Annotated in this window: 24 protein-coding genes; 11 read left to right on the top strand and 13 right to left on the bottom strand. The window is 71.6% G+C overall.

Features of this window, described 5'->3' with window-relative positions:
• Nucleotides 1–13: 13 nt before the first annotated feature.
• On the top strand, nt 14–982 hold the full coding sequence (locus AC3EGR_RS15105) for a PA2778 family cysteine peptidase (RefSeq protein ID WP_488547319.1): 969 nt from the start codon (nt 14–16) through the stop codon (nt 980–982).
• On the opposite strand, the gene AC3EGR_RS15100 is transcribed toward AC3EGR_RS15105, so the two are convergent.
• Nucleotides 979–2,031, bottom strand: a complete 1,053-nt coding sequence (locus AC3EGR_RS15100; RefSeq protein WP_488547318.1) for a serine hydrolase domain-containing protein — start codon at nt 2,029–2,031, stop codon at nt 979–981. The two genes, AC3EGR_RS15105 and AC3EGR_RS15100, sit on opposite strands and share 4 nt — an antisense overlap.
• Before the next feature lie 70 nt (nt 2,032–2,101).
• Between AC3EGR_RS15100 and AC3EGR_RS15095 the strand changes: the two genes are divergently transcribed.
• The 3 genes from AC3EGR_RS15095 (at nt 2,102) to AC3EGR_RS15085 (ending at nt 3,995) form a co-directional block, all read left to right on the top strand.
• Nucleotides 2,102–2,971 carry an NUDIX hydrolase gene (locus AC3EGR_RS15095; RefSeq protein WP_488547317.1) on the top strand — a complete coding sequence of 290 codons (870 nt, stop codon included), beginning with the start codon at nt 2,102–2,104 and terminating at the stop codon, nt 2,969–2,971.
• 355 nt (nt 2,972–3,326) lie between these two features.
• Nucleotides 3,327–3,473 carry a hypothetical protein gene (locus AC3EGR_RS15090; protein ID WP_488547316.1) on the top strand — a complete coding sequence of 49 codons (147 nt, stop codon included), beginning with the start codon at nt 3,327–3,329 and terminating at the stop codon, nt 3,471–3,473.
• A 15-nt stretch (nt 3,474–3,488) separates the two neighbouring features.
• On the top strand, nt 3,489–3,995 hold the full coding sequence (locus AC3EGR_RS15085; protein WP_488547315.1) for a DUF4864 domain-containing protein: 507 nt from the start codon (nt 3,489–3,491) through the stop codon (nt 3,993–3,995).
• A gap of 67 nt (nt 3,996–4,062) precedes the next feature.
• Here the strand turns inward: AC3EGR_RS15085 and AC3EGR_RS15080 are convergent, their stop codons facing one another.
• The 5 genes from AC3EGR_RS15080 to AC3EGR_RS15060 form a co-directional block, all read right to left on the bottom strand.
• Nucleotides 4,063–4,428 carry a hypothetical protein gene (locus AC3EGR_RS15080; RefSeq protein WP_488547314.1) on the bottom strand — a complete coding sequence of 122 codons (366 nt, stop codon included), beginning with the start codon at nt 4,426–4,428 and terminating at the stop codon, nt 4,063–4,065.
• A 118-nt stretch (nt 4,429–4,546) separates the two neighbouring features.
• Complete coding sequence (locus AC3EGR_RS15075) at nt 4,547–5,089, bottom strand: L,D-transpeptidase family protein (RefSeq protein WP_488547313.1); 543 nt, start codon at nt 5,087–5,089, stop codon at nt 4,547–4,549.
• A gap of 194 nt (nt 5,090–5,283) precedes the next feature.
• A complete protein-coding gene (locus AC3EGR_RS15070) occupies nt 5,284–6,189 on the bottom strand; it encodes a hypothetical protein (RefSeq protein ID WP_488547312.1) in 906 nt (301 codons plus the stop codon).
• A gap of 100 nt (nt 6,190–6,289) precedes the next feature.
• On the bottom strand, nt 6,290–6,460 hold the full coding sequence (locus AC3EGR_RS15065) for a hypothetical protein (RefSeq protein ID WP_488547311.1): 171 nt from the start codon (nt 6,458–6,460) through the stop codon (nt 6,290–6,292).
• A 121-nt stretch (nt 6,461–6,581) separates the two neighbouring features.
• Complete coding sequence (locus AC3EGR_RS15060; RefSeq protein ID WP_488547310.1) at nt 6,582–7,499, bottom strand: DUF808 domain-containing protein; 918 nt, start codon at nt 7,497–7,499, stop codon at nt 6,582–6,584.
• Between the two features lie 41 nt (nt 7,500–7,540).
• Here AC3EGR_RS15060 and AC3EGR_RS15055 point away from each other — a divergent pair, with 41 nt between their 5' ends.
• Nucleotides 7,541–7,831, top strand: coding sequence for a 2Fe-2S iron-sulfur cluster-binding protein (locus AC3EGR_RS15055; protein WP_488547309.1), 291 nt, complete (start codon nt 7,541–7,543; stop codon nt 7,829–7,831).
• 5 nt (nt 7,832–7,836) lie between these two features.
• On the opposite strand, the gene AC3EGR_RS15050 is transcribed toward AC3EGR_RS15055, so the two are convergent.
• Entirely contained in the window at nt 7,837–8,022 is a 186-nt protein-coding gene (locus AC3EGR_RS15050; RefSeq protein WP_488547308.1) for a hypothetical protein, read from the bottom strand.
• A 116-nt stretch (nt 8,023–8,138) separates the two neighbouring features.
• Between AC3EGR_RS15050 and AC3EGR_RS15045 the strand changes: the two genes are divergently transcribed.
• The 3 genes from AC3EGR_RS15045 to AC3EGR_RS15035 are packed head-to-tail and all read left to right on the top strand — an operon-like array spanning nt 8,139 to nt 10,697.
• Nucleotides 8,139–8,921, top strand: coding sequence for a c-type cytochrome (locus AC3EGR_RS15045; protein ID WP_488547307.1), 783 nt, complete (start codon nt 8,139–8,141; stop codon nt 8,919–8,921).
• Nucleotides 8,918–10,204, top strand: a complete 1,287-nt coding sequence (locus AC3EGR_RS15040) for a c-type cytochrome (protein ID WP_488547306.1) — start codon at nt 8,918–8,920, stop codon at nt 10,202–10,204. The genes AC3EGR_RS15045 and AC3EGR_RS15040 overlap by 4 nt, the downstream gene beginning before the upstream one ends.
• Nucleotides 10,205–10,220: 16 nt before the next feature.
• Nucleotides 10,221–10,697, top strand: coding sequence for a protein-tyrosine phosphatase family protein (locus AC3EGR_RS15035; protein ID WP_488547305.1), 477 nt, complete (start codon nt 10,221–10,223; stop codon nt 10,695–10,697).
• A gap of 15 nt (nt 10,698–10,712) precedes the next feature.
• Here AC3EGR_RS15035 and atpE read toward each other — a convergent pair whose 3' ends face one another.
• From atpE to hda, 5 genes are read right to left on the bottom strand one after another with little or no spacing between them, the layout of a single operon-like run.
• The gene (gene atpE, locus AC3EGR_RS15030) at nt 10,713–10,955 is read right to left on the bottom strand and encodes a F0F1 ATP synthase subunit C (RefSeq protein WP_187074787.1); all 243 of its coding nucleotides are present in this window, start codon (nt 10,953–10,955) and stop codon (nt 10,713–10,715) included.
• A gap of 46 nt (nt 10,956–11,001) precedes the next feature.
• On the bottom strand, nt 11,002–11,529 hold the full coding sequence (gene folK / locus AC3EGR_RS15025) for a 2-amino-4-hydroxy-6-hydroxymethyldihydropteridine diphosphokinase (RefSeq protein ID WP_488547304.1): 528 nt from the start codon (nt 11,527–11,529) through the stop codon (nt 11,002–11,004).
• Nucleotides 11,498–13,135: a polynucleotide adenylyltransferase PcnB gene (pcnB, locus tag AC3EGR_RS15020; protein WP_488547303.1), complete on the bottom strand. Its 1,638-nt coding sequence runs from the start codon at nt 13,133–13,135 to the stop codon at nt 11,498–11,500. The genes folK and pcnB overlap by 32 nt, the downstream gene beginning before the upstream one ends.
• The gene (locus AC3EGR_RS15015; RefSeq protein WP_488547302.1) at nt 13,132–13,812 is read right to left on the bottom strand and encodes an HAD family hydrolase; all 681 of its coding nucleotides are present in this window, start codon (nt 13,810–13,812) and stop codon (nt 13,132–13,134) included. Before AC3EGR_RS15015 ends, pcnB begins: the two co-directional genes overlap by 4 nt.
• A complete protein-coding gene (gene hda / locus AC3EGR_RS15010; RefSeq protein WP_488547301.1) occupies nt 13,809–14,483 on the bottom strand; it encodes a DnaA regulatory inactivator Hda in 675 nt (224 codons plus the stop codon). Before hda ends, AC3EGR_RS15015 begins: the two co-directional genes overlap by 4 nt.
• A gap of 92 nt (nt 14,484–14,575) precedes the next feature.
• On the opposite strand from hda, the gene purM reads away from it, so the two are divergent.
• The 3 genes from purM to AC3EGR_RS14995 all read left to right on the top strand — a co-directional run bounded on the left by purM (nt 14,576) and on the right by AC3EGR_RS14995 (nt 17,725).
• The gene (purM, locus tag AC3EGR_RS15005) at nt 14,576–15,610 is read left to right on the top strand and encodes a phosphoribosylformylglycinamidine cyclo-ligase (RefSeq protein ID WP_488547300.1); all 1,035 of its coding nucleotides are present in this window, start codon (nt 14,576–14,578) and stop codon (nt 15,608–15,610) included.
• 7 nt (nt 15,611–15,617) lie between these two features.
• Complete coding sequence (locus AC3EGR_RS15000; protein ID WP_488547299.1) at nt 15,618–16,805, top strand: MFS transporter; 1,188 nt, start codon at nt 15,618–15,620, stop codon at nt 16,803–16,805.
• Between the two features lie 119 nt (nt 16,806–16,924).
• Nucleotides 16,925–17,725 (top strand): ParA family protein, encoded by an 801-nt coding sequence (locus tag AC3EGR_RS14995; protein WP_488547298.1) that lies wholly within the window; start codon nt 16,925–16,927, stop codon nt 17,723–17,725.
• A gap of 42 nt (nt 17,726–17,767) precedes the next feature.
• On the opposite strand, the gene AC3EGR_RS14990 is transcribed toward AC3EGR_RS14995, so the two are convergent.
• Complete coding sequence (locus tag AC3EGR_RS14990) at nt 17,768–18,622, bottom strand: SirB1 family protein (RefSeq protein WP_488547297.1); 855 nt, start codon at nt 18,620–18,622, stop codon at nt 17,768–17,770.
• Nucleotides 18,623–18,653: the final 31 nt, after the last annotated feature.

Here is an 18,653-nt window from a genome sequence, read left to right as displayed (position 1 = left end):
GACGACGCAGGCGATGCTTCGCAGGCTGGCGCGCCCCGCGCGATGGCTCACCGCGTGGACCGCCGCGGTCCTGCTGGCGGGCTGCGCCCACCTGATCCCGCAGACCGTGGACCTGCGCACGGCCTGGCCCGAAGGCGTGCCGCTGCAGGCGGAACTCGCGCGCGTGCCCTTCTTCCCCCAGGACGCGTACCAATGCGGCCCGGCCGCCCTGGCGATGGCCATGGACTACGCCGGCGCTGCGGTGCGGCCGGAGGCGCTGGTCGAGGAGGTCTGGCTGCCCGCGCGGCACGGCAGCCTGCAGCTGGAAATGCTCGCGGCCCCGCGCCGGCACGGGCTCGTGGGCTACAAGCTCGAACCGCGCTACGCCGACCTGCTGCGCGAGGTGGCGGCGGGACACCCCGTCATCGTGCTGCAGGACGTCGGGCTGCTGTTCCCGCAGTGGCACTACGCGGTCGTCAACGGCTACGACTACGGCACCGGCACCGTCTACCTGCGCTCCGGTCTGCAGATGCGGCAGGCCATGCCCTTCTCCTACTTCGAGCGCACCTGGCTGGCGGGCAAGTACTGGGCGATGGTGGTGCTGGATGCGGACCACATCGCGGCCACCGCCAGCGAAGAAGCCTGGCTCAAGACGCTGCTTGGCCTGGCGCGGGGGGGCGCCGCCAACGCCAGCGTGCGGGCCTACCGCGCGGCGCTCGCGCGCTGGCCGGACAGCCTGCCCGCGGCCGTCGGGCTGGCCAACCACCTGCACGAAGCCGGCTCCCTGGACGAAGCGGCAAGCGTCCTGCGCTCGTCCATGCAGCGGCACCCGGATTCCGTGATCCTGCTGAACAACCTCGCACAGACCCTGTCCGACCAGGGCCGCAACAGCGAGGCGCTGGCCCTCATCCTCCGCGCGGACGCGGCGCGCAGCCCCTTCGCCAGCGAAATCCGCGCGACGCGGCAGCTGATCGAGGAACGCCTGCGCGCCGGCGGCTCCTAGCGCAGGACGCGCGCGACGCGGCTCACGAAACCGGGGCTGTGTGCGGGATCCATCCAGCGCACCACGATGACCGCCTGGTGCGCGGGATCGATCCAGGTGTAGTGGCCGCCCGCCCCCACCATGAACCAGCTCCCGCGCGAGGCGTCCGCGAACATCGCGCCATTGCGGTTGAGCCAGGTGAGCCAGCCGTAGAAGGGCGCGATGGCGCAGGGCTGCTGCATGCGCGCGATCCACTCCGCCGGCAGCAGCCGCTGCCCGGCGTGCATGCCCCCGTCCAGCAGCAGTTGCGCGATGCGCGCCTGGTCGCGCGCGCCGATGGAGACGCCGCCGCCCCAGTGCGAGCCACCCGGCACCGACTGCACCCGCAGCCCGCCGATGTCCACCCAGGCGTCGTCGTAGCCTTCCCAGCGGAAGCCGTCGCCGCCGCCCAGGGGCCGCAGCACCGCCTCTTCGAACACCTCCGGCAGCGGCCGGCGGAACAGGTGCAGCAGCGCCAGCGAGAGCTGGTTGATCCGCACGTCGTTGTATTCCCAGTAGCTGCCCGGGGCCTGCAGGCGCCGCGCCTCGCCCTTGGCGCCCTGCGGCGGCTTGGGGTCGTGCGACACGCGGCGGTTGTGTTCCACCGTGTCCGGCATGCCCAGGCAGCTGCCTTGCCATTCGCTGGTCTGCTCCAGCATGTGCGCCCAGGTCACGGCGCGGTTGTGCGCGTCGTCGAAACCGATGCCGGGCAAGGCAGCGGCGATGGGCTGCTGCGGGTCCGGCAGCAAGCCGCGCGCATGCGCCAGGCCGGCGAGCAAGGCCAGGTAGGTCTTGGCGACGCTGAAGGTCAGGTCGGCGCGATCCGGCTCGCCCCAGGCGGCGACCTCGCGCCCGGCGATGCGGATCACGCCCGACACCGGCCCCCGGGCGTGCACGGGGCCGCGCAGGCGGTTGAACGGCGGCGGGTCCGCGTGGTGCACGCCCCAGTGCGCGGGGTCGGCCGCAGGATCGCGCGGCCAGGGCACTTCGTGCGCCTGGGCAAAGGCAATGGCTTCGCTGAAATCGGGCATCCCGCGAGCATAAGGCGCCGGCCCGATGCCTTGCTGCCCGAGGCGCCCGCGCGTCTGCTAGCCTCGTGCCATGGAGTTGAACACGACGCGCATCGAGGGCCCCGCCGCCCCGTCGGCCACGGTGGTGCTGCTGCGCGATGCGGGCGGCGATCTCGAAGTCTTCCTGCTGCGGCGGCACAGCCAGTCCGACGTGCTGGGCGGCGCCTATGTCTTTCCCGGCGGCAAAGCCGACCCGGAAGACCTGCTATGGGCGCAGCGGCTGGACCGCGAGGCGCGCGCGCTGCATGCCGCGCTGGGCGAACCCGAGCTCGCCCCCGAAGAGGCGGCGGCCCTGTTCGTGACCGCGATCCGGGAAGTGTTCGAGGAGACGGGCCTGCTGTTCGCCGGCCTCACGCCGGCGCAGGCGAGCCAGGCCTGGGCGGCGCTGCGCGCAGGGCCGCGCTTCGACGAACTGTTCCAGGGCGCGGACCTGCTGCTGCATGCGGGCGCGCTGCAGCCCTGGTCGCGCTGGATCACGCCGACCCTCAGCAGCGTGGGACGCAAGCGCTTCGACACGCGCTTCTTCGTGGCCACCGTGCCGCCGGGCCAGGAGCCGAGGCACGACACGCACGAAGCGACCGAGAGCCTGTGGCTCACGCCGCGCGCCGCGCTGCGCCAGTACTGGGACGGGCAGATCGAGCTGGCGCCGCCGCAGATCATGAGCCTGACGCACCTGGCGCGGCACCGGAGCGTGGCCAGCGTCATGGCCGCGGCGGCGGCGCGCCGGCCGCCCTGCATCCGGCCCGAGCCGCGCGACGTCGACGGCGTGCGCGTGCTGTGCTACCCGGGCGATCCCGGGCACAGCGAGAGCGAGCGGCAGCTGCCCGGCCCGACCCGGCTGTCCTGGCGCAACGGGCGCTTCGAGCCGGACGCGGGGCTGGACGTCCTCCTCGGCGATTGACCACGGGGTGCGCAGCGGCCGGACTACAGCCGCAAGCGGACAGCGCCTGCGATCTTTCCACGGCCGGGGGGCTCCAATCCATCAAAGCCCGCCGGATTCCGCGCTACAACGACAGGGATCGGACTCTTCCGCCGCCGCAGGCGATGAGCGAGACCATTGTCCAGTGGACCGGCGGCTTCCCCCGCGGATGAAACGGCGCCCCGGCGCCGTTTCCTTTTGGGGCGGCGGACGCGGCCACCGGCAAGGGGACGATTGCGGCTCCCACGGGGGGCAGCGCCCTCCACCTACAGAACCGCGGCGCCCGGCCGCCCTAACCTCTGGGCCAGCACAACACGTTGTACCGGGAGACCCCACGATGACCCCGACCATGATGCGCATCTTCACCCTGGTGGGTATCGCGCTGGCCATGGCGAGCATGCAGCTCAAGGCGCGCGCGGACACCCAGCCGCATGCCACGCCCTCCGTCCACGCTTGCGCCTTCGTCGTGGTCCCCGACGCCTGACCCCGCGAGGTTCCTTTGCACACCCCCTTTCCTTCCGATGACGCCCTGCGGCCGCGCCACCGCCGCCCGCGCACCGGTGTCGCGCTGGCCTGGTCCCTGGTCTTCTCCGCGATCCTCGGCGGTGCGGTGTTCGCCTCCGATCCGGCGCACCTGCGCCTGGGCGGCCAGGCCGAGAACACCCAGGTCGTGCGCGCCGTGGTGGAGCAGCAGCTGAACGCGCTGGCCAACGAGGACGCGCTGCAGGCCTTCGCGCTCGCCGACCAGGACCTGCGCACCCAGTTCGGCACGGCCGACGCCTTCCTCGCGACGGTGCGCGAGCAGTACCCGATGCTGATGCATCCCACGAGCCTGCTGTTCCTCAAGCCCGAGACCGACGGCACCATCGCGATGCAGCGCGTGCGCGTCGCCGACGAGGGCGGCGCCTCCTGGACGCTGACCTACCTGCTCAATCGCGAGGGCGGCAAGCAGTGGCGCATCAGCGGCTGCGTCGTGACCGCCGAAGGCCGGCAGATCCTCACCTGAGCCTCGCGCCGCCATGAAAAAAAAGGCCGCCCGGAGGCGGCCTTTTCGTTGCGAGGTGTCCCTGTCGTCAGTTGCGGTCGGCCTTGGCGACCTTCTTGGACTTCTTCGCCTTCTTGGTGGTGTCCGTGTCGGCCGCCATCGTGCTGCCGCCGCTGGAGGAGTTGCTCATGGACGTGCCGGAGCTGGCGGAACCGGAGGTGCCGGCGCTGCCGGCCGTGGTGGCGGCGGTGCTGCCTGCCGTCGAGCCCTGCGCGGCGGCGCCGGCGCCCGGGCCACCCGGCGTGCCGGTGGTGCCCATGGGGGTGTTCTGCGTGCTGCGCTGGCCTGCGCCCACGGCGGGATCGGTCGCCGGCTTGGGCGGCGTGCCCTGCGCCATGGCAAGGCTGACGGTGGCCGCGGCGACCGCGGTGGCGAGGAACTTGAGCGTGGACATTTGGGGAATCTCCTTGGTTGGATTTGCTTTGCGTCCGGCGGACGCCGGCTTGTCCAAGATAAGGAGACGCCGTCGAGGCAACGTCAGTCCCGCGCGCGGCCGGCTGTCGGAGAAGTTCCTAGAGTGCGTCGAAGACCTGCTGTGTCGGCATGCTCTCGGGCATCACGTACACCACGCCAGCGACCCGGCCCAGGACCCGTTCGACCACCTGCGTGTAGAACGACACGGGCACCACGACGCAGCCCCAGGACACGCGCTTGCCGGCGGCCTGGGTGCTGGCCAGGCGCGAGGCGCGCGCCTGGTACGCGAACCCCGGGCGCAGCCGGTGGATGGCGAAGGCGTTCGCGTAGTCGACCCACACGACGTGCTCGCCCTTGTCGTTCACGCCGGGCTCGGATTCGAAGCGGCCCGCGGGCGTGGTGTGGTCCTCGGGCCGCAGCGTGCCGTCCCGGCTGCGCTGGCCGGTGCCCGGCACCGTGTGGTCGCCGATCGCGCTCCCGAGGAGTGCCGGGGTCTGCCCGGCCAGGCGGCCGTCGGCCTGGAACACATAGAGGCGGGCGGCCCGCTTGTCCACGAGCGCGAAGGGCTTGCCGTGCGCATCACGGCTGGCGAGCACCCAGTCCACGAGGCGAACGGCCTCGGCCGTGGGCCGGGTGGCCATGAAATCCGCGCCAGCGGCCTGCGCGGCTTGCGTGCACGCCCACAACATCCAGGCCGAGCAGCCAACTGCCTTGCGCAACCATGGTCGCGACATCCGTCCGTCCCCTCCTGCCGGGCCAGGATGGCTCAGCCGGGACGAATGCTAGCAAGCTCTACCGTGGCAGCGCAACGGCCGATCTGTAAAGGAGGGTGTGCTCAGGTGCCGGGCGTCAGCGCCACCTTCTGCACCGAGCCCTTCGGCTGGCGGGGGCCGAAGGCGGCGACCTGGATCGGGTCCGTCACGTCGTAGGCACCGAACACCTGCTGCACCGACTTCACCTCCGGCAAAACGTAGATGACCGCGCCGTACTGGCGCACGGTGGGGTTCAGCACGTTCTCGTAGAAGGAGACGGGCAGGTTGATGCAGCCGAAGGAGATGCGGTTGTCGTCCGTGGTGAGCGAGGCCAGGCGCTCCAGCCGCCGTTCCTGCGCAACGAGCGGCCGCACGCGGTGCATCGAGACCGCCGCGTCGTAGTCGACCCACACGATGTCCTCGTTGCTGGCGTTGCGTCCGGGCTCCGCGATGAAACGGCCGGCGGGGGTGGTCTTCTCCTCGGGACGCACGGCCTCGAGCGGCTTGTCGCCGATGCCGGGGAAGGAATCGTCGCCACGCGCCGCGCCCAGCAGGGCCGGCGCGCTGTCCTTCAGCCGGCCGTCCGGCCCGAACACGTAGACGCGGGCGTCCTGCTTGTCGACGACGACGAACGCATGCTTCTTCGCGTCGCCGGTGGCGGTGACCCAGTTGGCGACGAGGCGGGCGTCCTCGGTCGGCTGCTCGCCGCGGAAGTCGGCCAGGCGCAGGGTCGGGCTGGCGCCGGTGCCGGGAATCGGCTGCGGCTTCCGCTCCTGCGGCACGGGGGCGGTGCTGCCCGCGTAGGGCGCCGTGGCGACCGCGGGCGGCTGCTGGCCGTCGCGCGACTTCATCATCATCAGCGGCGGCACCATCAGCACCATGGCGCCGGCGGCGATCATGGCGCCCAGGCGCATGGACTGGACGAATTCCGAGCGCGCCGGAACGGGCGGTGCGGGCTTCGCTGCTTCTTTCTTGCCGGGTTCTTGCATGGACTCGTCTCGCAAAGGAACCCGCAGCTTAGGCAGTGGAACTTCGAGCTGGCGTGGGGCGACTGCCGTTGCGCTTGTAGGTGCGCGACGGGCGCGAGCCTCAGTTCGGTTCGGCGCCGGCGCGCAACTCCTGCCAGCGTTCGATCTGCAGCGAGGGGTCGGCGCATTCGCAGCCGAGCGCGTAGCCGAAGTCGTCGTCGGCCGGCATGGCCGCATCGACCGACAGGGACAGGGGCGCGGCGGGGGGCATGGACGGCTGCATCTCGGGCATGGCGGACTCCCTCTCGGTTGGATGAGCCATTGTTCCGTTGGCCGCGCTGTCGACCTATCCGTCGCGAGCCCAAGGCGGCGTAGGAGGGCGCCTACGCATGAGCTTCAGTGCGGCCTTGGCCTCACGCCGGAAGCGCGGGTTTCCCCCGGGCCCGGCGCACCAGGGCATACATTCCCACCAGGACGCCGCCGACGGCCGCACCGATGGCCAGGTGGATCGACAGCCCGAGCGGCACCGTCCACGAGCCGGCGTCGCTGGTGGCGTCCTCGTAGGCGTGGTGCAGCGCCGGCAGGCCGTGTTCGATGATGCTGCCGCCCACGAGGAACATGGCGAAGGTGCCGGCGACCGAGAGCCCCTTCATGAACCACGGCGCGGCGCGCAGGATGCCGCGGCCGATCGCCTGGGCCGAGTGCGAGGCGCGCTTGAGGAGGTAGAGGCCGAAGTCGTCCAGCTTCACGATCCCCGCCACCAGCCCGTACACGCCCACCGTCATCGCAATCGCGATCGCGACGAGCACCGTCAAGCGCGTCGTGAAGTCCTCGCCCGAGACCGTGCCGAGGGCGATGACGATGATTTCCGCCGAGAGGATGAAGTCGGTGCGGATGGCGCCGCGGATCTTGTCCTTCTCGATCGTGCGCAGGTCGACCTGCTCGTTGGTGAGCGCCTCCAGCAGGCGGCGCTCGTGCGCTTCGTCCTCGCCGCGGCTGTGCAGCAGCCGGTGCAGCACCTTCTCCGCCCCCTCGAAACAGAGGAAGGCGCCGCCCAGCATCAGCAGCGGCGTGACGGCCCAGGGTGCGATGGCGCTGATCGCCAGGGCGGCGGGCACCAGGATGGCCTTGTTGAGGAGCGAACCCTTGGCCACGGACCACACCACCGGCAGCTCGCGCTCGGCGCGCACGCCGCTGACCTGCTGCGCGTTCAGGGCGAGGTCGTCGCCCAGCACGCCGGCCGTCTTGCGGGCCGCCACCTTGGTCAGTGCCGAAACGTCGTCGAGGATCGAGGTGATGTCGTCGAGAAGCGCGAGGAGGCTGGAGGACATGCGTGTGGGGCTCGTTGTTCTCGCCTCATTATCATGAAGGCATGACATCCACGGGGGCGCCGCCGGCGCAATTCGAGGCGACGCTGCGGCCGTCGGGGCGCCGCTTCGCGGCCAGTGCCGGGCGCCCCCTGCTGCTGTCCGCGCAGGACGCGGGCATCGCGCTGGCGAGCTCCTGCCGCAACGGCACCTGCCGCGCCTGCCTGCGTCCGCTTCATGCCGGCAGTGTCGAGTACCGCATCCCCTGGCCGGGCCTGCTGCCCGAGGAAAAGGATGGACGCTGGGTGCTGCCGTGCGTGGCGTACCCGACGTCGGACGTGGTGTTGGGAGACTAGCTCCTCTAGTAATTGCCCGTGCGGTACGGGCTGCGCGGCACGTACTTGTGCTCGCCGTCGGGAATCGGTTCCGCCCTGGGATCCGGCCGGTGCTGGACCGCATTGCTGCCGTCCCCGGCGGGCTCGCGCCGGCGGCTGCGCGGCACCTCGGCCTGGGCCTTGGTCCTGCTCGAACGTCGGTAGAGGTTCATGGGGGCACGTTAGGTTTCGCCGTCCCCCGGATTTGTAGGACGCGAACCCTGCCCATAAGCGAGCCGTGCCGACATCGCGGATGCGCGCGGGGCAAGGAGTGGCATAGTCCCCTGCCATGCGCGGCAAGCTTCACATTGTTTCCCTGGCGCTGCTGTGCTCTGCCACGGCAGCCCCCGCAGCCCCATCCACCTTCCAGGACACGCTGGCGCAGCGGACGCTCGCCTGCACGAGCTGCCACGGCCGCGAGGGCCGCGCGGGTCCCGACGGGTACTACCCCCGGCTGGCGGGCAAGCCGGCGGGCTATCTCTACAACCAGCTGCTGCACTTTCGCGAGGGCCGGCGGCATTACGGGTTGATGGCCGGTCTCCTGGAAACCCTGTCCGACGAGTACCTGTACGAGATCGCGCAGCATTTCTCCGGCCTGAACGTGCCCTACCCGCCGCCGCAGCGCGCCAACGTTCCGCCGGAGGTGTCCGCGCGCGGCGAGAAGATCGCCCTGCAGGGCGATCCCGAGCGGCGCCTGCCGGCCTGCGCGAGCTGCCACGGCAAGGCGCTCACCGGTGTGGCGCCCAACGTTCCCGGGCTGCTGGGCCTGCCGCGCGACTACCTCAATGCGCAACTGGGCGCCTGGCGCACCGGACAGCGACGAGCGCTGGCGCCGGACTGCATGGCGGAGATCGCACGGCGCCTGTCGCCCGACGACCTGTCCGCGGTCACGGCGTGGCTGTCCTCCGAGGTCGTGCCCGCCAACGCCCATCCGGTGTCGGCCGAGGCGCCGGCGCCGGCGGCGCAGCGGCGCAAGGGCCGCAAGGCACCGGCGGCCGCGCCGGCTCCCGAGCCGCCTCCCTCCATGCGCTGCGGTGCGGCCCAGGCGCCGGTGGCGGGGAGCAGCCGATGAAGCGCGCCCTGCTCGTGATCGGCGTGCTGGCCGCGATCGCCCTGCTGGTGGCCGGCGCGCTCGTGTGGTCCATGAACTTCGGCGGCGAGCGCATCCCCGACGCCGCGCCGCGCACGCCGCCGGTGCGCGAACTCGCGGCCCGCGGCGCCTATCTCGCGCGCGTGGGCAACTGCATGCTGTGCCACACCGAGCGCGGCGGCGCGTCGTACGCGGGCGGGCGCCCGCTGGAGACGCCCTTCGGCACCGTCTACGCGAGCAACATCACGCCCGATGCCGAGACCGGCATCGGCGCCTGGTCGGCCGCGCACTTCCGCCGCGCCCTGCACGAGGGCCGCTCGCGCGACGGCCGGCTGCTGTACCCCGTGTTCCCCTACACGCACATGACGCGCGTGACGGACCCGGACGCGGACGCCTTGTTCGAATACCTGCGCAGCCTGCCGCCGGTGTCGCGGCCCAACCGGCAGCATCGCCTGCGCTGGCCTTACTCCACCCAGGCCGCGCTGGCGGTGTGGCGCACCCTGTACTTCCGGCCCGAACAGCAGGTCGAGGACACGACCCAGACCCCCGAGTGGAACCGCGGTGCCTACCTCGTGCAGGGCCTGGGCCACTGCGCCGCCTGCCACGGCGGACGCGACGTGTTCGGCGGCCAGCGCAACGGCATGGACCTCTCGGGCGGCCTGATCCCCATGCAGAACTGGTACGCACCGTCGCTCGCGTCGCCGACCGAAGCGGGCGTGGCGGACTGGCCGCTGGAGTCCATCGTGCAGCTGCTCGCCACCGGCAACTCGCCGCGCGGCGCGGTGCTGGGTCCCATGGCCGAAGTCGTGCTGCACAGCACGCAGTACCTGGAGCCGGCGGACCTGCGGGCGATGGCGGTGTACCTCAAGGCCCTGCCGCAGACGCCCACCGACACCGACCCGCGGGAGGTGCCGAACGCGGCGGCCAACGTGCTGGAACGCGGCGGCAAGCTGTACGAGCAGCACTGCGCGAGTTGCCACGGCGACAAGGGCCAGGGCATCGCCGGCGCCTATCCGGCGCTGGCGGGCAATCGCGCGGTGACCCTGGCGAACACCTCGAACCTGGTGCAGGTCGTGCTGCACGGCGGCTTCGCGCCCGCCACCCGCGCCCAGCCGCGTCCCTTCGGGATGCCGCCCTTCGCGACCGTGCTGCCCGATGCGGACGTCGCGGCGGTGATCAGCTACATCCGCGCGTCCTGGCGCAACCACGCCGCGCCGGTGAGCGAGCTGGCGGTGGGACAGCAGCGCAGCAGCACGCGCGAGTAGCCCTCACAATCGGCGCATGGCTTTGCGACGATTGCGCTTGCCGCCCGAGGTGCCCGGCCAGGTCTGGCTGGGCCCCATGCCGGGCCGCTTCGATTCCTGGAACAGCTTCCGCGAGGAAGCGCAGCGCACCGGGCTCACCGGCGTGGTCTGCCTCGCGCCGCGCGAGGAGGTGGCCGAACTCGCCCCCGAATACCACGCGGCGCTCACGCGCGGCGGGCTGCCGTTCCGCTGGCTGCAGATCCCGATGCGCAACTTCGGCCTGCCCGAAGATCCGGCCAGCTTCCGCCGCGACATTGCAACGCTGGCGCAGCAACTGCGCGGCGGCGACGTGGTGCTGCTGCACTGCGCCGCCGGGCTGGGCCGCACGGGGACGGCGGCGGCGTGCCTGCTCAAGGCGCTGGGGCTGCCGGCGGACGATGCGCTGCAACGCGTGCGCGATGCGGGGTCGAATCCGCAGAACGCGGAGCAGTCGGGGCTGGTGCACTGGTTCTGACCGCCACGGTGGGGTTCACTTCGCGAACGGATTCGCGAACACGAACATCATCGCGACGCCCACGCCGATGAGGAAGTTCGCGTCGATCAGGCCCGCCAGCAGGAACATCTTGGTCTGCAGCGGTTCCATCATCTCGGGCTGGCGGACGGCGCCGTCGATGAAGCGGCCGCCCATGGTGCCTATGCCCAGGCAGGCGCCGATCGCGCCCAGACCGATGATCAAGCCGCACGCAACGGCGATGAGACCCGTGTCGCTCATGGTTTCTCTCCTTTGTTGAACCTGCACGCATGGTGCCGGTTCACCGTCATGCCGGCGATGACGCGGGAGGTAATGGGGCGATGCGCTGGCCGGCGACCGCCGCGAGGTCGGCTGCGGCCACGCGTTCGGGCGCCAGTTCCTGCAGCGGCAGCAGCACGAAGGCCCGCTCGCGCATGCGCGGATGCGGCACGGTCAGGGCGGCGCTGGCGATGCGCGCGTCGCCGAACAGCAGCAGGTCCAGGTCCAGCGTGCGCGGCGCATTGCGGTACGGCCGTTCACGGCCCGCGGCCTGCTCCAGCTGCTGCAGGGCGGCCAGCAATTCGGGCGCCGACAGCAAGGTCTCGACCTGTGCGACGGCGTTGAGGAAATCGGGGCCGCCGGCGTCCACCGGCGCGCTGCGGTACAGGCGCGAGGCGCCGACCAGGCGCGTATGCGGCAGTCCGCCCAGCGCGGCGATCGCTTCCTGCACGGTGCGCCTGGCGTCCCCGAGGTTGGCGCCGAGGCCGACGAAGGCGCCCACCGGCTCGCGCACCGCCGCGTCCTCAGTCGGCGGAGTCGCCCGCGGATGGCGCATGCGGCGCGTGCTCGCCGCCCTGCCCCGCCGGCTTGCGCCGGCGGCGCCGGCGCTTGCGCGGCGCGTCGCCCCCGCCCGCCTCGCTCGCGCCGCCGTCCGCCTCGCTCGCGCCTTCGCCCGCTGCGCTGTCCGGCGCGCGCCGTTCCGCCTCGCGCCGCACCGGCTCCTGCCGCTGCGCCGCCGGCGCGCCGCCGTCGGCATCCGCCTGCGGCTTCACGCGGCGCGGGCGCGGCGGCTGCTTGCGCTGCTCGTCGCGCAGCGCCGCCACCAGGTCGTCGCGCACGAGGTCGCTCGCCTGGCTGAATTCCTGCCACCAGTCGGCCAGCACGACTTCCACCTCGCCGATGTCGGCGCGCAGGCGCATGAAGTCGAAGGCCGCCCGGAAGCGCGGCTGCTCCACCAGCGTGAACGGGGTCTGGCCGCTGCGCTTCTCGAAGCGCGGCTGCATCATCCAGATCTCGCGCATGTCCGCGCCCAGCTTGCCTCGCCCGGAGATGTCGCCGATGCGCGACTCGAACACCTCGTCGATGGCTTCCTGCAGGGCCGGGAAGGGGTGCATGCGGCGGCGCGTGCTGCGGTCCTGCCAGCCATCGCGCACGTCCGACCACAGCACGCAGGCGAGCAGGAAGCTGGGCGCCACCGGCTTGCCTTCGCCGACGCGGCGGTCGGTGTCCTGCAGCGCGGCGCGCACGAAAGGCTGCTCGGCGCGCTCGACCACCAGGTCCAGCAGGGGATAGATGCCGCGCGCCATGCCCAGCGCCTTGAGCTGCTCGATGGTCGCCAGCGAATGCCCGGTCTGCAGCAGCTTGAGCATCTCGTCGAACAGGCGGCTCTGCGGCACCTCCTGCAGCAGCGGCAGGCTGGGCACCAGCGGCGACTTCGTCTTGGGGTCGAACTTGAAACCCAGCCCCGCCAGCTTGGCCGAGAAGCGCACGGCGCGGATGATGCGCACCGGGTCCTCGCGGTAGCGGGCGACCGGGTCGCCGATCATGCGCAGGACGCGCTTCTTGGCATCGGTCATGCCGCCGTGGTAGTCGACCACGATGCGGGTCTCCGGGTCGTAGTACATGGCGTTGATGGTGAAGTCGCGGCGCGCCGCGTCTTCTTCCTGCGGCCCCCAGACGTTGTCGCGCAGCACGCGGCCGGATCCGCCGACGGCGTGGTGCATGCCCGCCAGCTCGCTCTTGCTGGTGCGCTCGTTGCCGCTGACCGCCTCGGCGCTGGCCGCGTCCAGGTAGGCGCGGAAGGTGGAGACCTCGATCACCTCGTGCTCGCGGCCGCGGCCGAACACGACGTGCACGATGCGAAAGCGCCGGCCGATGATGAAGGCGCGGCGGAACAGGCTCTTGACCTGCTCGGGCGTCGCGTTCGTGGCCACGTCGAAGTCCTTGGGCCGCAGGCCCAGCAGCAGGTCGCGCACCGCGCCGCCCACGATGTAGGCCTCGTGGCCGGCTTCCTTGAGCGCGTGGACCACCGACAGCGCGCGCTCGTCCACGAGCGTGGGGTCGATGGCGTGCTCCTGGGGGCCGACTTCCTTGCGCTTGCCGAACTTCGGCTTGCGGCCGGTGGCGCCGGCGATGAGGGTGTCGATGAACTTCTTGATCATTGTCTTGGGAAGAGGTCGAGTATGCGCCAGCCGCGTTCCAGGGCCAGGGTGCGCAGGCGGGGATCCGGATTGGTGGCGACCGGATGCTCGACGCGCTCGAGCAGCGGCAGGTCGTTCATCGAGTCGGAATAGAAGGTGGTCTCCACGTCCAGCCAGTCGAGGCCACGGGCGCGCAGCCAGTCGGTGACGCGCACGACCTTGCCTTCGCGCATGGAGGGCACGCCGGCGATGGCGCCCGTGATCCAGCCGGCGGCATCGCGCTCGAGCTCGACCGCGATCAGCTCGGCCACGCCCAGTGCGGCCGCGATGGGCCGGGTGACGAGTTCGTTGGTGGCGGTCACGATGGCGACCAGGTCCCCCTCCTGCTGGTGCTGGCGCACGAGGTCCAGCGCCGGGGGAAGCAGCGCCGGCGCAATCCACTCGCGCATGAAGCGCGCGTGCGCCTGTTCATAGGCGACGGCCCCGCGCACTCGCATCGCCTCCACGGCGAAGCGCACGTAGTCGTGCACGTCCAGCGTGCCGGCCACGTAGTGCGCGTAGAACTCGTCGTTGCGGCGCTTGAATTCGACCGGGTCGGTCCAGCCGATCTGCTGCGTGAACTCGCCCCAGGAGTAGTCCGAGTCGAGCGGCAGCAAGGTGTGGTCGAGGTCGAACAGGGTGACCTTGGGTTTCGTCACTCGTTCTCCAGCATGGACTTGATGAGCGGGATGGTGATGGCGCGTTGCGTCTGCAGGGCGTAGGCGTCCAGGTGGTCCAGCAACTGCATGAGGCTGCCCAGGTCGCGCGAGAAGCGGTGCAGGATGAAGTCCATCACCTCGTCGCCGAGGAACACGCCGCGCGCGTCGGCGGCCTGGCGCAGCACGGCGCGCCGCTCCGGCTCGGACAGCACGCGCAGCTCGAAGACATGGCCCCAGCCCAGGCGGGTGCGCAGGTCCTCGCGCACCTTCATGTGCGCCGGGGGCAGCAGGCCCGAGGCCAGCACGCCGCGCTGCAGCGCCTGGGCCTGCACGAACCAGCTGAAGGCGGCGTGCTGCTGCACGGCACTGTAGTGGTGGACGTCGTCCAGCAGCACGGCGGCCCAGCGCTCGTCGAAAGGCGGGGGCTCGGCCAGCGACGGATCGAGCCAGCCGGCGCTCGCGCCCTGCTCGCGCAGGCTTTCCTGCACCGCCTTGAGCAGGTGGCTCTTGCCGCTTCCCGGCGCACCCCACAGGTAAGTGGGCACCGGCGAGCGCGTGGGGCTGCCTGCCCACAGCAGCAGGTGCTTCCAGGCGGCCTCGTTCGGCCCGGCGAGGAAGGTCGCCAGGCTGGTCACGCGGCCCAGGCCGATGTCGAGGGGAAGCTGCTTCACGGGGGTGGCGGAGTCGGGCACGAAGCCCGGAGACACTAAAATCAGGCGCAAATTCTATCGGCCGGCGCTCCAGGGCCCCGGCCAGCACCTGCATGAACGCTTCCCCCCTCTCGTACAAGGATGCCGGCGTCGACATCGACGCCGGCGACGCGCTGGTCGAACGCATCAAGCCGCTGGCCCGCAAGACCATGCGCGAGGGCGTGCTGGCGGGCATAGGCGGCTTCGGCGCCCTGTTCGAGGTCCCCAAGCGCTACCGCGAGCCGGTGCTGGTCAGCGGCACCGACGGGGTGGGCACCAAGCTCAAGCTCGCCTTCGAGTGGAACATGCACGACACGGTCGGCATCGACCTGGTGGCGATGAGCGTCAACGACGTGCTGGTGCAAGGCGCCGAGCCCCTGTTCTTCCTGGACTATTTCGCCTGCGGCAAGCTGGACGTGGACACCGCCGCCGCCGTGGTGGGCGGCATCGCCCGCGGCTGCGAACTCTCCGGCTGCGCCCTCATCGGCGGCGAGACGGCGGAGATGCCCGGGATGTACCCGGCCGGCGAATACGACCTGGCGGGCTTCGCCGTCGGCGCGGTGGAGAAAGCCAAGATCCTCACCGGCCGCAACGTGCAGGCCGGCGACGTCGTGCTGGGCCTGGCTTCCAGCGGCGTGCATTCCAACGGCTTCTCGCTGGTGCGCAAGTGCATCGAGCGGGCCGGCGCCCAGCTGCCCGCGACGCTCGACGGCAAGCCCTTCCGGCAGGCCGTCATGGAGCCCACGCGCCTGTACGTCAAGCCGGTGCTGGCCGCACTGGAGCAGCACGCCGGCATCAAGGCGCTGGCGCACATCACCGGCGGCGGCCTGCTGGAGAACATCCCGCGCGTGCTGCCGGACGGCCTGGCCGCGCAGCTGCGCAAGGGCAGCTGGCCGCGCACCGAGGTGTTCGCGTGGCTGCAGGCGACTGCCGGCATCGACGACCACGAGATGAACCGCACCTTCAACAACGGCATCGGCATGGTGGTCGTGGTGGATCCGGGCGAGGCCGCCGCGGTTGCCGCCACCTTGCGGCAGCAAGGCGAGTCGGTGCACGAGATCGGCCGCATCGCGCCGCGCGGCGAAGGCGCCAGCGTCACCGTCGCCTGAGGAACGCGTGGCGCCGGCGCGCTCCCGGCTGCCCGCCGGCATCTGGGCCCTGGGCTTCGTCAGCCTGCTGATGGACGTCTCCTCGGAGATGATCCACAGCCTGCTGCCCGTCTTCCTCGCCACGGGCCTGGGCGCCAGCATGCTGGCGATCGGCCTGATCGAAGGCGCCGCGGAAGCCACCGCGCTCATCGTCAAGGTCTTTTCCGGCGCGTGGAGCGACTGGCTGGGACGCCGCAAGCCGCTGGCCCTGCTGGGCTACGGCCTCGGTGCCGCCTCCAAGCCCCTGTTCGCGCTGGCGACCAGCACGGGCACCGTGCTGGCCGCGCGCCTGATCGACCGCGTGGGCAAGGGCCTGCGGGGCGCGCCCCGCGACGCGCTGGTGGCGGACCTCGTCGAGCCGCGGCAGCGGGGCGCGGCCTATGGTCTGCGCCAGTCGCTCGACACCGTGGGCGCCTTCACAGGGCCGCTGCTGGCGATCGCGCTCATGCTGCTGTGGGCCAACGACTTCCACGCGATCTTCTGGGTGGCCGTGGTCCCGGGCGTGCTGTCGGTGGCGCTGCTGGCCTTCGGCGTGAAGGAACCGGACACGCCAGCCGGCGTCAGGCGCGTCAACCCGATCCGGCGCGAAAGCCTGCGCCAGCTCACCGCGGCCTACTGGTGGGTGGTGGGCATAGGAGCGCTGTTCACGCTGGCGCGCTTCAGCGAGGCCTTCCTCGTGCTACGGGCGCAGCAAGGCGGCCTGTCCCTCGCCTATGCGCCGCTGGTGCTGATCGCGATGAACGTGGTGTACGCGGTCGGTGCCTATCCCTTCGGCCGCCTGGCCGACACCATGTCGCATCGCAAGCTGCTCGCCATCGGCCTGGCCGTTCTGGTGGCGGCGGACGTGGCACTCGCGCTGGCGGACCACGGCCCCGTGCTGTGGGCCGGCATCGCCTTGTGGGGCCTGCACATGGCGCTCACGCAAGGCCTGCTGGCCGCCATGGTGGCCGACACGGCGCCCGCGGCGTTGCGCGGCACCGCCTTCGGCGTGTTCAACCTGGCCAGCGGCCTGGCGCTGCTGGTGGCAAGCGCGCTCGCCGGCCTGCTCTGGGACCGGCTGGGAGCCGCCAGCACCTTCGTCGCGGGGGCCGCGATCGCCGCCATCGCGCTTGCCGCACTAGCGGCCAGGGCTCCGTCGGCGGTGAACGGCGGCTGATGCCGGACGGGCGGCGCCACGTTGCGTCGCTACAAATCCAGGAGCGGCAAAATGCCCGCCGGCGCTGGACACCCGGGAAACGCTGGCCGACACTGATCCCTCACCGTTGGGAGACAACCATGCCGGTCATCGCAGTCGTCAACCGGAAGGGGGGCAGCGGCAAGAGCACCTTCGCCGCCCACGTGGCGTCCTGGTGCGCGCACCAGGGGTTCGCCGTGATGCTGGGGGACATCGACCGCCAGCAATCGAGCCGCGGCTGGCTGCGGCGCCGCGACGCGTCCCTGCCGGCGATCGCGCCCTGGGTCGTCGACCAGAAGAACGTGCTGCGGGTGCCCAGCGGCATCACGCACGTGGTGCTGGACACGCCCGGCGGCATGCACGGCTTCGAGCTGTCGCGCATCGTCATGTTCGCCGACGCCATCGTGATGCCGGTGTGCCCCTCCGTGTTCGATCGCGAGTCGGCAGCGGCCTGCCTCGCCGAACTGCACACGCTGCCGCGCATCGCCAAGGGCCAATGCAAGGTGGCCGCCGTGGGCATGCGCGTGGACGGCCGCACCACCGGCGCCGACACGCTGCGCGCCTGGGCGCAGGAAGCGGGCGTGGACATGATCGGCGTGCTGCGCGAGACCCAGAACTACGTGCGCTGCCTCGAGCGCGGTCTCACCCTGTTCGACGTGCCCAGGGACAAGGCGGCCACCGACCTCGCGCAATGGCAGTCCATCCTGCAGTGGCTGGACCCGGTGCTCAAGCCCGTGCCGGTGGCCGAGACCCGGCGCGAGCCCATCCTGCCGGTGCGCAAGCCTTCGGTGCTGGGCTCGCGCCCGCTGCACGAGGCAGGCCGCGCCTCGGTGCTGGCGGAATCGCGATCGTCGGTGCTGGGGGGCCTGCCGCTGAACGCCGGGATCGTGCGCGCAAGCTAGTCGCCCACCGTCCGGCGGGGGTCGCTTTCGCGCGCCGCCGCCCTACTGCAGCGCGCGGCGCAGGTCTGCCACGCGGTCGGCGATGGCGTCGATGTCCAGCGCGTCCTGGGCGTGCACCAGGTACGTCTCCAGGTCGTCCACCGCCAGCGCGGTGTGGCCCTGCTCCGCATGCGCGAGGCCGCGGTCGCGGAACTCGGCCCAGGCATCGGGCAGCAGCACCAGCAGGCGGTCCTGCACGGCGATCAGGCGCTGCCAGTCCTCCTGCGCGCGGTGGATCTCCTTGAGGTTGCGCAGCATGCGCGCGAGGATGTCGCGCGGCGGCGCGGCCTGCAGGTACAGGCCCAGCGGCACCTCGAACTCGTCGATCAGGCCGCTGCGGCGCTTGTAGGGCTCCAGCCGCTCGGACAGTTCCTCGCGCGAGAGCGACTGGCCGCTGAAGGGGTCGATCACCACCTGGCCCTTGGGCAGGTTGACCTTGACCATGAAGTGGCCGGGGAAGCACACGCCGCGCGCGTGCAGGCCGATGCCTTGCGCCAGCTCGATCCACAACACGGCCAGCGAGATCTGGATGCCGCGCCGCGTGCGCAGCACCACGTTGAGGTAGCTGTTGTCCGGGTCGCAGTAGTCGTTGACGTTGCCGCCGAAGCTCAGGTCGCGGAAGAAGAACTGGTTGAGCGTTCGCAGCCGCTGCAGCGCCGCGGCGTCGGCGGGGATGCGCCGCTTCAGGCGCGCGAGCAGCTGGTCGACGTCGCCCAGCACGACCTGCAGGTCCAGGTCCGGGTATTCATCCTGCGCGATGCTGGCGGCGGCCTCCAGCAGGGGGAGGTTTTCGTCGCTTTGCACCAGCATCCGGAAGTATTCCAGGGCGGTGGGTGTAGAGAACTGGAGCGACGACATGCAAGGGTTGTAATGGACGGGCCACCGAGCG

The organism is Ramlibacter sp. G4-7 (assembly GCF_057784995.1).
The sequence above is the reverse complement of the archived record's forward strand: the minus strand, read 5'-3'. Positions and strand labels throughout refer to the sequence as shown.

Coding starts and splice junctions, on each gene's coding strand:
- AC3EGR_RS15045 (WP_488547307.1), top strand. CDS start 8,139: ATGCGCGGCAAGCTTCACATTGTTTCCCTGGCGCTGCTGTGCTCTGCC.
- AC3EGR_RS15060 (WP_488547310.1), bottom strand. CDS start 7,499: ATGTCCTCCAGCCTCCTCGCGCTTCTCGACGACATCACCTCGATCCTC.
- AC3EGR_RS15070 (WP_488547312.1), bottom strand. CDS start 6,189: ATGCAAGAACCCGGCAAGAAAGAAGCAGCGAAGCCCGCACCGCCCGTT.
- AC3EGR_RS15095 (WP_488547317.1), top strand. CDS start 2,102: ATGGAGTTGAACACGACGCGCATCGAGGGCCCCGCCGCCCCGTCGGCC.
- AC3EGR_RS15080 (WP_488547314.1), bottom strand. CDS start 4,428: ATGTCCACGCTCAAGTTCCTCGCCACCGCGGTCGCCGCGGCCACCGTC.
- AC3EGR_RS15105 (WP_488547319.1), top strand. CDS start 14: ATGCTTCGCAGGCTGGCGCGCCCCGCGCGATGGCTCACCGCGTGGACC.
- AC3EGR_RS15065 (WP_488547311.1), bottom strand. CDS start 6,460: ATGCCCGAGATGCAGCCGTCCATGCCCCCCGCCGCGCCCCTGTCCCTG.
- AC3EGR_RS15100 (WP_488547318.1), bottom strand. CDS start 2,031: ATGCCCGATTTCAGCGAAGCCATTGCCTTTGCCCAGGCGCACGAAGTG.
- pcnB (WP_488547303.1), bottom strand. CDS start 13,135: ATGATCAAGAAGTTCATCGACACCCTCATCGCCGGCGCCACCGGCCGC.
- AC3EGR_RS15040 (WP_488547306.1), top strand. CDS start 8,918: ATGAAGCGCGCCCTGCTCGTGATCGGCGTGCTGGCCGCGATCGCCCTG.
- AC3EGR_RS15090 (WP_488547316.1), top strand. CDS start 3,327: ATGACCCCGACCATGATGCGCATCTTCACCCTGGTGGGTATCGCGCTG.
- AC3EGR_RS14995 (WP_488547298.1), top strand. CDS start 16,925: ATGCCGGTCATCGCAGTCGTCAACCGGAAGGGGGGCAGCGGCAAGAGC.
- purM (WP_488547300.1), top strand. CDS start 14,576: ATGAACGCTTCCCCCCTCTCGTACAAGGATGCCGGCGTCGACATCGAC.
- AC3EGR_RS15075 (WP_488547313.1), bottom strand. CDS start 5,089: ATGGCCACCCGGCCCACGGCCGAGGCCGTTCGCCTCGTGGACTGGGTG.
- AC3EGR_RS15050 (WP_488547308.1), bottom strand. CDS start 8,022: ATGAACCTCTACCGACGTTCGAGCAGGACCAAGGCCCAGGCCGAGGTG.
- atpE (WP_187074787.1), bottom strand. CDS start 10,955: ATGAGCGACACGGGTCTCATCGCCGTTGCGTGCGGCTTGATCATCGGT.
- AC3EGR_RS15055 (WP_488547309.1), top strand. CDS start 7,541: ATGACATCCACGGGGGCGCCGCCGGCGCAATTCGAGGCGACGCTGCGG.
- folK (WP_488547304.1), bottom strand. CDS start 11,529: ATGCGCCATCCGCGGGCGACTCCGCCGACTGAGGACGCGGCGGTGCGC.
- AC3EGR_RS14990 (WP_488547297.1), bottom strand. CDS start 18,622: ATGTCGTCGCTCCAGTTCTCTACACCCACCGCCCTGGAATACTTCCGG.
- AC3EGR_RS15035 (WP_488547305.1), top strand. CDS start 10,221: ATGGCTTTGCGACGATTGCGCTTGCCGCCCGAGGTGCCCGGCCAGGTC.